General features: G+C 62.9%; 12 protein-coding genes. 7 read left to right on the top strand and 5 right to left on the bottom strand.

From position 1 onward, the window contains the following. The first annotated feature begins 11 nt into the window (after positions 1 to 11). The gene (cobF, locus tag LOY54_RS15480; RefSeq protein ID WP_258607028.1) at positions 12 to 761 is read left to right on the top strand and encodes a precorrin-6A synthase (deacetylating); all 750 of its coding nucleotides are present in this window, start codon (positions 12 to 14) and stop codon (positions 759 to 761) included. Here cobF and LOY54_RS15475 read toward each other — a convergent pair. Together LOY54_RS15475 and LOY54_RS15470 are read right to left on the bottom strand one after the other, a co-directional pair. Next, positions 727 to 2,046: a glycosyltransferase gene (locus LOY54_RS15475; RefSeq protein WP_258607027.1), complete on the bottom strand. Its 1,320-nt coding sequence runs from the start codon at positions 2,044 to 2,046 to the stop codon at positions 727 to 729. The genes cobF and LOY54_RS15475 overlap by 35 nt on opposite strands. Before the next feature lie 64 nt (positions 2,047 to 2,110). Next, a complete protein-coding gene (locus LOY54_RS15470; protein ID WP_093381907.1) occupies positions 2,111 to 2,473 on the bottom strand; it encodes a response regulator in 363 nt (120 codons plus the stop codon). Positions 2,474 to 2,769: 296 nt separating this feature from the next. Here LOY54_RS15470 and LOY54_RS15465 point away from each other — a divergent pair, with 296 nt between their 5' ends. The 6 genes from LOY54_RS15465 to LOY54_RS15440 all read left to right on the top strand — a co-directional run bounded on the left by LOY54_RS15465 (position 2,770) and on the right by LOY54_RS15440 (position 10,305). Continuing rightward, the gene (locus tag LOY54_RS15465; RefSeq protein WP_258607026.1) at positions 2,770 to 6,261 is read left to right on the top strand and encodes a response regulator; all 3,492 of its coding nucleotides are present in this window, start codon (positions 2,770 to 2,772) and stop codon (positions 6,259 to 6,261) included. Next, positions 6,258 to 7,079: a protein-glutamate O-methyltransferase CheR gene (locus tag LOY54_RS15460; RefSeq protein WP_045198052.1), complete on the top strand. Its 822-nt coding sequence runs from the start codon at positions 6,258 to 6,260 to the stop codon at positions 7,077 to 7,079. The genes LOY54_RS15465 and LOY54_RS15460 overlap by 4 nt, the downstream gene beginning before the upstream one ends. After that, on the top strand, positions 7,076 to 7,651 hold the full coding sequence (locus tag LOY54_RS15455; RefSeq protein WP_195884329.1) for a chemotaxis protein CheB: 576 nt from the start codon (positions 7,076 to 7,078) through the stop codon (positions 7,649 to 7,651). Before LOY54_RS15460 ends, LOY54_RS15455 begins: the two co-directional genes overlap by 4 nt. After that, complete coding sequence (locus tag LOY54_RS15450; protein ID WP_045198057.1) at positions 7,645 to 8,871, top strand: hybrid sensor histidine kinase/response regulator; 1,227 nt, start codon at positions 7,645 to 7,647, stop codon at positions 8,869 to 8,871. Before LOY54_RS15455 ends, LOY54_RS15450 begins: the two co-directional genes overlap by 7 nt. Positions 8,872 to 8,924: 53 nt before the next feature. Continuing rightward, positions 8,925 to 9,302, top strand: coding sequence for a response regulator (locus LOY54_RS15445; protein WP_093381910.1), 378 nt, complete (start codon positions 8,925 to 8,927; stop codon positions 9,300 to 9,302). A 346-nt stretch (positions 9,303 to 9,648) separates the two neighbouring features. Next, a complete protein-coding gene (locus LOY54_RS15440; protein WP_309475649.1) occupies positions 9,649 to 10,305 on the top strand; it encodes a DUF2931 family protein in 657 nt (218 codons plus the stop codon). A gap of 1 nt (position 10,306) precedes the next feature. Here LOY54_RS15440 and LOY54_RS15435 read toward each other — a convergent pair whose 3' ends face one another. From LOY54_RS15435 to LOY54_RS15425, 3 genes are read right to left on the bottom strand one after another with little or no spacing between them, the layout of a single operon-like run. Then, positions 10,307 to 10,900: a TetR/AcrR family transcriptional regulator gene (locus LOY54_RS15435; RefSeq protein ID WP_258607024.1), complete on the bottom strand. Its 594-nt coding sequence runs from the start codon at positions 10,898 to 10,900 to the stop codon at positions 10,307 to 10,309. Positions 10,901 to 10,911: 11 nt separating this feature from the next. Beyond that, positions 10,912 to 11,760 (bottom strand): 3-hydroxybutyryl-CoA dehydrogenase, encoded by an 849-nt coding sequence (locus LOY54_RS15430; protein WP_045198065.1) that lies wholly within the window; start codon positions 11,758 to 11,760, stop codon positions 10,912 to 10,914. Between the two features lie 14 nt (positions 11,761 to 11,774). Continuing rightward, complete coding sequence (locus LOY54_RS15425) at positions 11,775 to 12,959, bottom strand: acetyl-CoA C-acyltransferase family protein (protein WP_045198067.1); 1,185 nt, start codon at positions 12,957 to 12,959, stop codon at positions 11,775 to 11,777. Positions 12,960 to 12,966 lie beyond the last annotated feature (7 nt).

Below are 12,966 nucleotides of genomic sequence, written 5' to 3'. Positions count from 1 at the left end.
AGCGACGTGCAATGAAACAACTGCTGTTGATCGGTATCGGGCCGGGCAATCCGCGCCAGATCACCTTGCAAGCCATCGACGGGCTGAACCGGGCCCAGGTGTTCTTCGTGCTCGACAAGGGTGCGGTCAAGGACGAATTGCTGCAACTGCGCAAGCACATTCTCGAGTGTTACATCGATAAGCCCGGCTATCGCCTGGTGCAGGTCGAAGACCCCCTGCGCGATGGCGCTGCCAGCGATTACGTTGGCGCCGTCGAGGACTGGCACCAGCAGCGTGCGGCGTTGTACGCCAACCTGATCGAAAACGAACTGGCTGACGGCGAATGCGGCGCTTTCCTGCTCTGGGGCGAGCCGACCCTGTACGACAGCACCCTGCGTATTCTCGACCTGGTCCAGGCCCGTGGCGTGGCCCTGTCGCTTGAGGTGATCCCCGGCATCAGTAGCGTCCAGGCCCTGGCCGCCGCTCACCGTATTCCCTTGAACCGTATCGGCGAGCCACTGACCGTGCTGCCTGGCCGGCGCCTGGCTGAACAGCCGTGCATCGACAACCTGGTGGTGATGCTCGACGGCCAGTGCGCCTTTGCCGCGCTGGACGATCCGCAGTTGCATATCTACTGGGGCGCTTACCTGGGTAGCGCCGATCAGGTCCTGATCGCCGGGCCGCTACTGGAGGTCAAGGCGCAGATCCTCGCCGCCCGTGAACAGGCACGGGCGCGCAAGGGCTGGATCATGGACACTTATCTGCTGCGTCGGCCGCTGTAGCCAGGCGGTTCTTGGCCTCGATCCACTGCGACATGTACTGGGTACTTTTGTGCTGGTGGTGACGGAGCATGGCGCCGGTGAAGTTGAACAGCCGGTGCTGGTCGAGGTCGGCCAGGGCGTACTCGATACGCTCGACCAGGGCGCTGGCGTGCTGGTGCCGGTCGTAGCGTGCGCCGAGCAAGCGCAGCGCGTCCTGCTGGGCGCGGTTCCAGCGTGCTTCATCGCTGTACAGGGCGGCGGCGGCTTCGGCCAGGCCTTCGGCGGTTTCGGCGATTGCCCCGGGCCAGGGCAGGGCGCCGTGCATGGCTTCGGCGCCGATGGGGGTGGTGACGCTGGGGGTACCGCACTGCATGGCGTCGGTGAGCTTGCCCTTGATCCCGGCGCCAAAGCGCAGCGGCGCCAGGCAAATGCGCGCGCTGCTCATCACTTCAAGGGCGTCTTCGGCCCAGTTCATGATGTGAAAGCCCTCGGCGGGTTTGTGCAGCGCCGTGGCCTTGGGCGGGGTGTAGGCGCCGTAGATGTGCAACTGCGCCTGGGGCAGGCGCCGGCGGATCATCGGCCACAGGCTGTTCTTCATCCACAGCACCGCGTCCCAGTTAGGCGCATGGCGAAAGTTGCCGATGCTTAGAAAATGCGCGCGCTCGGCAAATGGCTTGAACGGCTCGCTGGGGGCGTCGAGCATCAGCGGGCACCAGTGCAGCAAGTGCTCGGGCACGCCGAAGCCGTTGATCAGCAGGTCGATCTCGACATCGGAAATCATCAGGCTCAGGTCGCTGCGGTAAATGGCGGCGAGTTCGCGCAGGGTCAGGTCGGCGCTGGCCATCTGCCGATAGAGGTCGGGGCCGGAAGTGTTGAACAGCGCGCGAAAGTCATTCGGGTCCAGGCCTTCGATCAGGCGCCGGCGCAGCAGTTGCTGGCGGGCATCGCGCAGGCTTTGCAGGTCGGAGGTTTCCAGCACGCGCAAGGCGTTGGGGCAGTGTTTTTCGACGCGCCAGCCGAACTGCTCTTCCATCATGAAGCGGTCGAACAGCACCACGTCCGGGGCCAGTTCGCTGACAAACGCGTCGAAGCTGCTGTCGTTGAGGGCAATGGTCTGTTCGCCGATGCCCAGGCTCGCCAGGTCGGCCTTGTGCTCGCCAATGGCTGCGGGGCTGCTGAAGGTGACGCGCCAACCGCGCTGCACGAAGGTTTCAAGGATCTGCATCATGTGCGAGCCGGCGGCCGAAGAGCGCGGCTCGGGCCACACGTAACCGATGACCAGGACGTTGAGGGCAGGGGCGGGCATGGGCATCGGGGACCTTGGCAAAAAGTGTGTATTAAAGCAGATTCCGTGCTGGCCGGTAGGTGCACTAAATGGCCTGGAGAATACCCTGCACCTTGTCACGCAACTGGTCGATGCTGAACGGCTTGGTTATCTGGTGCATGCCGAGGGGTATGTCAACGTCGCCATAGCCGCTGGCAAACAGCACCGGCAGCTCCGGCCGCAGTTCCCGGGCTTTGACGGCCAGGTCCTTGCCGTTCATGTCCGGCAGGCCGACATCGGTGAGCATCAAGGCCAGGGATTGTTGCGTGTTTTGCAAAACCACCAGCGCCGTGTGCGCATCAGCCGCTTCCAGCACCTGATAGCCCAGCTCTTCAAGCACCTCGACCGTCAGCATGCGCACGATATCGTCATCTTCAACGACGAGCAGGGGCGGGGATGTCTGCGGCATGGCGGTATTCCTGTACAAAAGTCTGTTCATTATCTGTAAGCCGGGCACGCCCTGAAGTTCCCTCTGCGCTGAAAAAAGCCTCCCGAATGAACAGCATAGCGGTCATTGAAAAAGCAGGGAACGTTTGCGCGCGACACCTCTCAAATGCTGGCTAAGTGCCCTGCCAGAATGGCCAAAGGCGTTTAGACTCGGAGTAGGAAGGGCTGGCAGAATGGCCGTTCCCGCGGAAAATAGAACGATTACTCGAAAATTCCGCCACACTCTTTCGTTTGCTTCCTTAGCTCGGGCGTCTTGAGATGATTCAACCAGCCTCAATCGATCAGCGCAGCTTTCGCAAGCTGCTGACCCGCAACATCGGCCTGCCCCTGGGGGTAGGGCTGCTCAGTGCGGTGGTGTTCGTGACGATCATCAGCTACCTGCTGTCGGCCATTCAATGGGTTGAACACACCGACCGGGTGATCAACAACGCCAACGAGACGGTGAAACTGTCGATCGACATGGAAACCGGCATGCGCGGCTTCCTGATCACCGGCGAGGAGCGCTTTCTCGACCCCTATGAGGTGGCCAAGCCGCAGGTGATTGCCGGCATCAAGGGCCTGGAACAACTGGTGGCCGACAACCCGCAGCAGGTTGACCGCCTGCAGCGCCTGCTGGGCCTGCAGGATGAGTGGAACACCTTCGCCGCAAACATGATCAGCCTGCGCCGCGACAACGGTAATTTCCGCGAGGCCGTCGGCTCCGGGCGGGGCAAGCGCCTGACCGACGAAATCCGCAAGGAATTCGACGCGTTCATTGCCATGGAGCATCAGCTGCGGGTGGCCCGCAACGACACGGTGAATACCACCACCCTCGTGTCGATTTCGGCATACCTGGTGTTTGTCATCCTGCTCAGCGGCCTGCTGGCCTACCTGGGCCGCCGCGACCTGCTGGCGCTGTCGGGCAGCTACGCCAGCAGCCTTGAGTCGCAGCAACGGGCCAACCAGCGCCTGGAACGCCAGGCCTGGCTGCGTACCGGGCAGACCGAGCTGGCCAGCCAGGTGCTCGGGCAACTGACCCTGCCTATGCTCGGCAACAACATCCTGCGTTTTTTTGCCGGTTACCTGGGCAGTGCTGTCGGCGCCATGTACGCCCGTGACGAGCACGGCGGCCTGCGCCGGGTGGCCACTTACGGTATGTCGGCGGAGCAGGCCGGGCAAGAGCAACGGGTTGCCAGCCACGAAGGCATTCTGGCCCAGGCGGTGATGCAGGAGCGCCTGTTGCGCCTGGACGAGTTGCCGGCTGACTACTTCAAGGTCAGCAGTGGCCTGGGCCAGGGCCTGCCGCGCAGCGTGCTGGTGATGCCGACCAGCAACGACGGGCAGATCAACGGCGTGGTCGAACTGGGCTTCTTGCGCAGCCTGGATGAACGCGACATCGAATTCCTCGAACTGGTGGCCGGCAACATGGGCACTTCGATCGAGAGCGCCCGCTACCGCCAGCGCCTGCAGGAAGTGCTGGCCGAAACCCAGCAGCTCAACGAAGAGCTGCAGGTGCAACAGGAAGAGCTGAAAACCGCCAACGAAGAGCTCGAAGAGCAATCGCGGGTGCTCAAGGAGTCCCAGGCGCACCTGGAAACCCAGCAGGCCGAGCTTGAGCAGACCAACGAGCAACTGGCCGAGCGCACCGAAGCCCTGGCCGAGCAGCGCGATGTGCTGGACCGCAAGAACGGTGAACTGAACCAGGCTCAGGTCGAGCTGCAGGAGCGCGCCGAAGAGCTGCAGCGCTCGAGCAAGTACAAGTCCGAGTTCCTCGCCAACATGTCCCACGAGCTGCGCACACCGCTCAACAGCTCGCTGATCCTGGCCAAGCTGCTGGCCGAGAACGGCGAAGAGAACCTCACCGGCGAGCAGGTCAAGTTTGCCGAGTCGATCTACTCGGCGGGCAACGACCTGCTCAACCTGATCAACGATATTCTCGACATCGCCAAGGTCGAGGCCGGCAAGCTTGAAGTGCGCCCGGAAACCACCCACGTGGCGCGCCTGAGCGAAGGCCTGCGTAATCTGTTCGAGCCGCTGGCCAGCGAGAAGCAGCTGAGCTTCACGGTGTCGGTCGAGCCGCAGGTGCCGGCGACCCTGTACACTGATCGCCAGCGCCTGGAGCAGATCCTCAAGAACCTGTTGTCCAACGCGGTGAAGTTCACCGAACGCGGCGAAGTCAGCCTCACTATCGGCTGGCAGCCCGGCGCCGGCATTGTCTTCTCGGTGCGCGACAGCGGCATCGGCATCGCCGCCGACCAGCAGCAAAGCATCTTCGAAGCCTTCCACCAGGCCGATGGCACCACCAACCGCCGGTATGGCGGCACCGGCCTGGGCCTGTCGATCTCGCGTGACCTGGCGCAGTTGCTGGGCGGGCAGATCAGTGTCGACAGCAGCCTGGGCCAGGGCAGTGTGTTCAGCCTGGTCCTGCCGGAGCGCTACGAGCCGATTATCGATCAGAGCCCGGTGCAGATCGTTCATCAGCCAGCGCGCCTGGTCAGCGCGCCGTTGCCGGCACCCGTTGCGCCTGCGCCGCTAGCACGCCCGGCGCCGAGCTTTGCCGACGACCGCGACAAGGCGCCGTTCAGCAACCGCTTGATCCTGGTGATCGAAGACGAGCCGAATTTCGCCCGTATCCTCTTCGACCTGGCCCACGAACTGGGCTACAGCTGCCTGGTGGCCCAGGCTGCCGACGAGGGCTTTGAACTGGCGGCGAGCTTCATTCCCGATGCGGTGTTGCTGGACATGCGCCTGCCGGACCATTCCGGTCTCACCGTGCTGCAGCGCCTTAAAGAGCAGGCCAGCACCCGGCACATTCCGGTGCATGTGATCTCGGTCGAGGACCGGGTCGAGGCGGCGCTGCACATGGGCGCCATCGGCTACGCGGTCAAACCTGCCACCCGCGAAGAGCTCAAACAGGTGTTCGCGCGCCTGGAAGCCAAGCTGACCCAGAAGCTCAAGCACATCCTGCTGGTCGAGGACGATGACCTGCAGCGCGAAAGCATTGCCCGCCTGATCGGCGACGAAGACATCGAGATCACCGCGGTGGGCATGGCCCAGCAGGCCCTGGACCTGCTGCGCGAGAATATCTACGACTGCATGATCATCGACCTCAAGCTGCCGGACATGCTCGGCAACGAGCTGCTCAAGCGCATGTCCGACGACGACATCCGCGCGTTCCCGCCGGTGATCGTCTACACCGGGCGCAACCTGACCCGCGAAGAAGAAGCCGACCTGCTCAAGTACTCGCGCTCGATCATCATCAAGGGTGCGCGCTCGCCCGAGCGCCTGCTCGATGAAGTGACGCTTTTTCTGCACAAAGTCGAATCCAAGCTGTCCCATGAAAGACAGCGCATGCTCAAGACCGCGCGCAGCCGCGACAAGGTCTTCGAGGGCCGCAAGCTGCTGCTGGTGGATGACGATGTGCGCAATATCTTTGCCCTGACCAGCGCTCTGGAACACAAGGGCGCGATTGTCGAGATCGGGCGCAATGGCCGCGAAGCCCTCGAGCGCCTGGAGCAGCACGAGGACATCGACCTGGTGCTGATGGACGTGATGATGCCGGAGATGGACGGCTACGAAGCCACCCGCCTGATCCGCAAGGACCCGCGCTGGCGCAAGCTGCCGATCATCGCCGTCACCGCCAAGGCGATGAAGGATGACCAGGAGCGTTGCCTGCAGGCCGGGGCCAATGACTACCTGGCCAAGCCCATCGACCTTGACCGGTTGTTCTCGCTGATCCGTGTCTGGCTGCCGCAACTGGAGCGAATTTGAGTATCGAACGCAACACCGACATTGAAATACGGCTGCTGATCGAGGCGATCTACCTCAAGTACAGCTATGACTTTCGCGATTACTCCGGCGCCTCGATCAAGCGCCGGATCCAGCACGCATTGCGCCAGTTCGACTGCAAGACTGTCTCGGCCCTGCAGGAGCGGGTGCTGCACGACCCGGGCATGTTCATGCAGTTGCTGCAGTTCCTGACCATCCCGGTCAGCGAGATGTTCCGCGACCCCGAGCACTTCCTTGCAGTGCGCCAGGAAGTGGTGCCGCTGCTGCGTACCTGGCCGTCGATCAAGATCTGGATCGCCGGTTGCAGCACCGGCGAGGAGGTCTATTCGATGGCCATCCTGCTGCGTGAAGAAGGCTTGCTGGAGCGCACCATCATCTATGCCACCGACATCAACCCCAGCTCCCTGGAGAAGGCCAAGCAGGGCATCTACAGCATGCACAACATGCGCCTGTACGGTGACAACTACCGCAAGGCCGGCGGGCGCGGTGAGCTCAGCGACTACTACACCTCGGCCTATGGCAACGCCATCGTCGACAGCAGCCTGCGCGACAACGTGACCTTCGCCGACCACAGTCTGGCCACCGACAGTGTGTTCTCCGAAACCCAGTTGATCTCCTGCCGCAACGTCCTGATCTACTTCAACAAGACCCTGCAGGACCGCGCGTTTGGCCTGTTTCACGAGTCATTGTGCCATCGCGGCTTTCTGGTGCTGGGCAGCAAGGAAACCCTGGACTTTTCGGCCTATGCCGACAAGTTCGAGGCGCTGGTCAAGCCCGAACGGATCTACCGCAAATCATGAACGGCGTTCAGGCGATTACCCTGGGCGCTTCGGCGGGCGGCGTCAGTGCCTTGCTCACGGTGTTTCATGCCTTGCCGCCGGCGTTTCGCATTCCGCTGCTGTGCGTGCTGCACTTGCCGGATGACCGGCGCAGCCACCTGGCCGAGGTCCTTGCCCGCAGGCTCAAGCGCCCGGTGCGCGAAGCGCGCGACAAGGAAGACATCGCCCCCGGCACCATTTATGTGGCCGGGCCCGGTTATCACCTGTCGGTGGAGCGTGACCACAGCCTGTCGTTGAGCCAGGAAGAGCGCGTGCATTTTTCCCGGCCTTCAATCGATTTCCTTTTCGAGTCGGCCGCCGATGCCTACGGCGCGAGCCTGCTTGGCGTGCTGCTGACCGGTGCCAACGAGGACGGTGCCCGCGGCCTTGCCTGCATCAAGCGCCAAGGCGGCCGGACCATTGTCCAGGACCCGCTTGAAGCGCAAGTGTCGACCATGCCGCGTGCGGCGCTGGCCCTGCATCGGCCCGACTACATACTCCCTTTGAATGGCATCGGGCAACTGCTCGCCAGCCTGGAAGCCCCAGAATGCTAAGGCACATACAAGCAAAACTGCTGATCGTCGACGACCTGCCGGAGAACCTCCTGGCCCTGGAGGCGTTGATCAAAGGCGAAGATCGCGAAGTGCACCAGGCCCAGTCCGCCGACCAGGCCCTGGCGCTGCTGCTCGAGCACGAATTCGCCCTGGCCATTCTTGACGTGCAGATGCCCGGCATGAACGGCTTCGAGCTGGCCGAACTGATGCGCGGTACCGAGAAGACCAAGAACATCCCGATCGTCTTCGTCAGCGCCGCCGGGCGCGAAATGAACTATGCCTTCAAAGGTTATGAAAGCGGCGCGGTGGACTTCCTGCACAAGCCGCTGGACAGCCTGGCGGTGAAAAGCAAGGTGGCGGTGTTCGTCGACCTGTTCCGCCAGCGCAAGGCCCTCGGCCAGCAACTGGAAGCCCTGGAGCGCAGCCGCGAAGAGCAGGAACTGCTGCTGGCCCAGTTGCAGGTGACCCGCCGGGAGCTTGAGCACGCGGTGCGCATGCGCGATGACTTCATGTCGATCGTCTCCCATGAGGTGCGCACGCCGCTCAACGGCCTGATTCTGGAAACCCAGTTGCGCAAGCTGCACCTGGCCAAGGACAACGCCGATGCCTTTACCCTGGACAAGATGCGCGCCATGGTCGAGCGCGACGAGCGGCAGATCAACAGCCTGATCCGCTTGATCGAAGACATGCTCGACGTGTCGCGGATCCGCACCGGCAAGCTGTCGATCCGTCCCAGCCAGTTCGACCTTGGGCAACTGGTCGGCGGCTTGATCGAGAACTTCCAGGCCCAGGCCGCAGCTGCCGAGTCGCATATCGAGTTCAATGCCGGCGTGCCGCTGGCCGGCGTATGGGACGAGTTTCGCATCGAGCAGGTGGTCGCCAATCTGCTGACCAACGCCCTGCGCTATGGGGCGAAAAGCCCGGTGCAGGTGCGCACCTTCGAGGAAGGCGGCATGGCCTGCGTCGAAGTGCGCGACCACGGCATCGGCATCAGCGAGCACAACCAGCAGCGGATTTTCCAGCAGTTCGAGCGGGTTGCCTCCAGCCAGAGCAGCGCCGGCCTGGGCCTTGGCCTGTATATCTCCGAGCAGATTGTGCTGGCCCATGGCGGCAGCATCAGCGTGCACAGCATTGAGGGTGCGGGCGCGACCTTTACCGTGCGTCTGCCGCTGCCGCAATCGCTGCGGGAAAATGACCGGCACCAGGCAACCTCTGCCTGAGGCCGGGGTCGTATAGCCAAACAGCTGAATATTTTATCGAACAAGGCATTGGCATGAGTGAAGATGCGCAAGACGTAGTACTGGTGGTCGAAGACGAGCCAGTGATTCGCATGATTCTCGAGGACTACCTCAAGGGCGAGGGTTACCACGTGCTGGTGGCGGAGAACGGTGAGCAAGCTTTCAAGATTCTCGCGAGCAAGCCGCACCTGGACCTGATCGTCACCGATTTTCGTTTGCCGGGAGGAATCACCGGGGTGCAGATTGCCGAACCTGCGGTGAAGATGCGCCCGGACCTGAAGGTGATCTTCATCAGCGGTTACCCGGCAGAAATTCGCGAATCAGGCAGCCCGATCGCCTTCAAGGCGCCGATCCTGGCCAAGCCGTTCGACCTGAACAGCTTGCGCGAGCAGATTCAGGAGCAATTGCGCTAGGAGCCTGTTGACTCTTCCCACGCCATCCAGCATGGGTGGCTGATGTTCCCCGCCGAGTAAAAAAGCGTCCGATAGCATCCTTGTGAGTCGCCACAGGGAGTCGGCGCATGCGCTTTATCGCAAGGGAGACGCCACCAGCACCGGTGGTGAAGTACGCAATGGCTGCGCAAACAGGGGATAACACGCAAGTTGATGGCCTATGCCCTAGGTGAAACCAGCAGCCCTGAACTGGTCTGGGAGGAAGAGAAGTTACTTCGGACCAAGTACATTCACTTGTCGGCCCATTGGAATCCCGCAGGCTACCCCATCAGCGACAGTGCTGATGTGATGTTTATCCATCGGCCTAATGACAGCGGCGAACGTAGCGTATACCCCAATGAATAGAGGGCTTCGAACCGCGCTACTTTGTGTTTTTTTGATTTTGACCGGCTGTGCCAAGCAAGGCGTATCCAGCCTGCCGTATGACGCCTGGTACCTGGGTTTTGTAGCACCCACTCATATGGCTGTCTGGATCGAGGCCGCCGACGTACTGGACATTCGCGATCGGGGGTTCTGGAGGGTCATGGGCGGCGGCGCCAGGATGGACTTTTCGCACAGGCCTGAGGACGGCTGGTCTGAACGTACCGGTGTTGGCTCGGGCAAATACATAAGCGGCAGTGATCTGCCCAAGATGATTCGTGTTCGATGGCAGTCGCTGGCTGAAATGAAAACCTATGACGTGGTCGTTGAGATACCGCAACCCGCTCGTAACACCATGTTGACAGCGCAAAGGGCCTATTGCCGATTGGACGGCAAAGTGGTTCCTCAGTACCGCACCTACCTTACCATCGGCCTGGCCCCAGGCGGCATTGCCCAGGCCTGGCTACGGGGTGTTTGTCTGGACCGCATCCAGGTCACCCGCGCGGTCGGTCGCAGCGTGCCATCGGAGGACGGCTACCTACCACTGGAACCCGAATCCCAAGCCTACATTGACGCCCACGGTATCCCCTATGGCGCCTGGTAAGTCAGGCCATCGAGTTCAGGCTTTCACCGCGCAGGGTCCGCTCGATTCCGCCCAGCAGCATGCTTTCCATCAGCGCCAGGCCCTGGGCCTGGGGCAGTTGCGAGGCTTGCAGCCATCCGGGCAGGCTGTTGAGCAGGTTGGCGATGACATGGGCGGTGGCTTGCAGTGCCTTGCCGTGCAGAGTTGCCTTGGGCGTCAGCAGGCGCAGCAGGGCGCTTTCATACTGTTGACGCAGTTGGCCGATGCGCGCTTGCTGCTCGACACTCAAACAGCACAGGTCACGCTCGGCCAGGCGAAACTGCAGCGGCCGCTCGGCATGCAGGCTCCAGTGCGCGGCAATCACCTCGCCGAGGGTCTGCTGCTGGCTGCGCCGCCCCGGGTTAAGGGTGGCCAGCAGCTCCTCGAACAATTCCTCGATGAGGTCGAACAGCAAGTGCTGCTTGCTCGGGAAGTGGTGGTACAAGGAGCCTGCGGTCAGGCCCAGGTGGGCGGCCAGTTCGCGCATGCTGACCTGGCCGAAACCCTTCTCGGCGAACAGCTCCAGGGCCTTGTCACGCCGCTCTTCAAAGTTCGCACAACGCAAAGCGGCGTCCATGGCAGGGCTCCCTAGTAGGTGAAAAAGCCGCGACCGCTTTTACGCCCCAGGTAGCCGGCGGCAACCATTTCCTTGAGCAGCGGCGCAGGGCGGTACTTGCTGTCGTTGTAGCCTTCGTGGAAGGCTTCGATGATCGCCAGCAGGGTATCGAGGCCGATCAGGTCGGCCAGGGCCAGCGGGCCGATCGGCTGGTTGCAGCCAAGGCGCATGCCGGTGTCGATGTCTTCGGCGCTGGCCAGACCTTCCTGGAGCACGAAGATCGCCTCGTTGATCATTGGCACCAGGATGCGGTTGACCACAAAGCCGGGGCGATTGCCGGCGCTGATCGGGGTCTTGCCGACCTTTTCGGTCAGGGCCAGGGCCTTGGCGTAAGTGGCGTCACTGGTTTGCAGGCCGCGGATGATCTCGACCAGGGCCATCATCGGCACCGGGTTGAAGAAGTGCACGCCAACAAAGCGCTCCGGCTGGCTGACCGCCGCGCCCAACTGGGTGATCGACAGCGACGAGGTGTTGGTGGCGATCACGCACTGCTCGCTGACGCTGGCGGCGATCTGCTTGAGGATGCGTAGCTTGAGCTCGAGGTTCTCGGTGGCCGCCTCGATCACCAGTTCGGCCTGTTGCAGTTGCGCGTAGTCGGTGCTGGTGCGGATGCGTGCCACGGCGGCTTCGGCATCTTCTGCGGCCAGGGTCTGCTTGCTGACCTGGCGCTCGAGGTTCTTGCGCAGGGTGGCCAGGCCGCGCTCCAGGGCGGCGTCGGAAACGTCGATCAAGGTGACCTGGTAACCGGCAACCGCACAGACCTGGGCAATGCCATTGCCCATGGTGCCGGCGCCGATTACTGCAATGTTCTGAATACTCACTTTTAAATCCTTGCTCAGACGCGTTCGAAGACGATGGCGATACCCTGGCCGCCGCCGATGCACATGGTTGCCAGGGCGTAGCGGCCCTGGATGCGCTGCAGTTCATGAATGGCCTTGGTGGCGATGATCGCCCCGGTGGCGCCGACCGGATGGCCGAGGGAGATGCCCGAGCCGTTGGGGTTGACCTTTTCCGGGTCGAAGCCCAGTTCACCGGCAACCGCGCAGGCCTGGGCGGCAAAGGCTTCGTTGGATTCGATCACGTCGAGGTCGGCAACGCTCAGGCCGGCCTTGTCGAGCACCTTGCGGGTCGCCGGTACCGGGCCCAGGCCCATCAGCTCAGGTTCGACGCCGGCGTGTGCGTAGGCCACCAGGCGTGCCAGCGGCTGCAGGTTGTGGCGCTTGACGAAGTCACCTGTGGCCAGCACCAGGGCGCCGGCGCCGTCGTTCAGGCCGCTGGCATTACCGGCGGTGACCGTACCGTCCTTCTTGAACACCGCCTTCATGCCGGCCAGTTGCTCTGCGGTGACTTCGCCGCGCACATGTTCATCCACCTCGAAACGCACCGGGCCTTTGCGGCTGGGGATCTCGATCGGCACGATCTGGCTGGCGAAGCGGCCCTCGGCGATGGCGCGGGCGGCGCGGCGCTGGCTGGTCAGGGCCAGTTCGTCCTGCATCTGGCGGGTGATGCCATTGCGTTCGGCGACGTTTTCCGCGGTGATACCCATATGAAAGCCGGCGAACGGGTCGTGAAGGATGCCGAGCATATAGTCGATGCCCTGCAGGTCACCCATGCGTGCGCCCCAGCGGGCTTGCGGGAGCAGGTAAGGGCCGCGGCTCATGGATTCGGCGCCAGCGGCGACCACTGCTTCAGCGTCGCCCAGCAGCAGGCTTTGCGCCGCCGAGACAATGGCCTGCAGGCCCGAGCCACACAGGCGGTTGACGTTGAACGCCGGGGTTTCCTTGGGAATGCCGGCGTTCATGGCCGCTACCCGCGCCAGGTAGGCGTCGCGCGCCTCGGTCGGAATCACGTTGCCCATGACCACATGGCCGATCTGCTCGGGGGCAACGCCTGCACGTTCGATGGCGGCACGGGTCACGCTGCTGGCCAGGTCCGCCAGGGGCAGGTCCTTGAGGGCCCCGCCGAAGCTGCCGATGGCCGAGCGTACAGCGCTGACTACATAGATGTCCGGGGTATTCATGATCGAC

The sequence above is a fragment of the Pseudomonas sp. B21-032 genome (assembly GCF_024748965.1).
Lineage (GTDB): Bacteria > Pseudomonadota > Gammaproteobacteria > Pseudomonadales > Pseudomonadaceae > Aquipseudomonas.
Note: the sequence above shows the minus strand (reverse complement) of the source record. Positions and strands in the feature narration are given on the sequence as shown.

What these genes read in the sequence shown, in the direction of transcription:
- LOY54_RS15445 (WP_093381910.1), top strand. Translation starts at nt 8,925, where the DNA reads ATGAGTGAAGATGCGCAAGACGTAGTACTGGTGGTCGAAGACGAGCCA.
- LOY54_RS15440 (WP_309475649.1), top strand. Translation starts at nt 9,649, where the DNA reads ATGACAGCGGCGAACGTAGCGTATACCCCAATGAATAGAGGGCTTCGA.
- LOY54_RS15450 (WP_045198057.1), top strand. Translation starts at nt 7,645, where the DNA reads ATGCTAAGGCACATACAAGCAAAACTGCTGATCGTCGACGACCTGCCG.
- LOY54_RS15425 (WP_045198067.1), bottom strand. Translation starts at nt 12,959, where the DNA reads ATGAATACCCCGGACATCTATGTAGTCAGCGCTGTACGCTCGGCCATC.
- LOY54_RS15455 (WP_195884329.1), top strand. Translation starts at nt 7,076, where the DNA reads ATGAACGGCGTTCAGGCGATTACCCTGGGCGCTTCGGCGGGCGGCGTC.
- LOY54_RS15470 (WP_093381907.1), bottom strand. Translation starts at nt 2,473, where the DNA reads ATGCCGCAGACATCCCCGCCCCTGCTCGTCGTTGAAGATGACGATATC.
- LOY54_RS15435 (WP_258607024.1), bottom strand. Translation starts at nt 10,900, where the DNA reads ATGGACGCCGCTTTGCGTTGTGCGAACTTTGAAGAGCGGCGTGACAAG.
- LOY54_RS15475 (WP_258607027.1), bottom strand. Translation starts at nt 2,046, where the DNA reads ATGCCCGCCCCTGCCCTCAACGTCCTGGTCATCGGTTACGTGTGGCCC.
- cobF (WP_258607028.1), top strand. Translation starts at nt 12, where the DNA reads ATGAAACAACTGCTGTTGATCGGTATCGGGCCGGGCAATCCGCGCCAG.
- LOY54_RS15465 (WP_258607026.1), top strand. Translation starts at nt 2,770, where the DNA reads ATGATTCAACCAGCCTCAATCGATCAGCGCAGCTTTCGCAAGCTGCTG.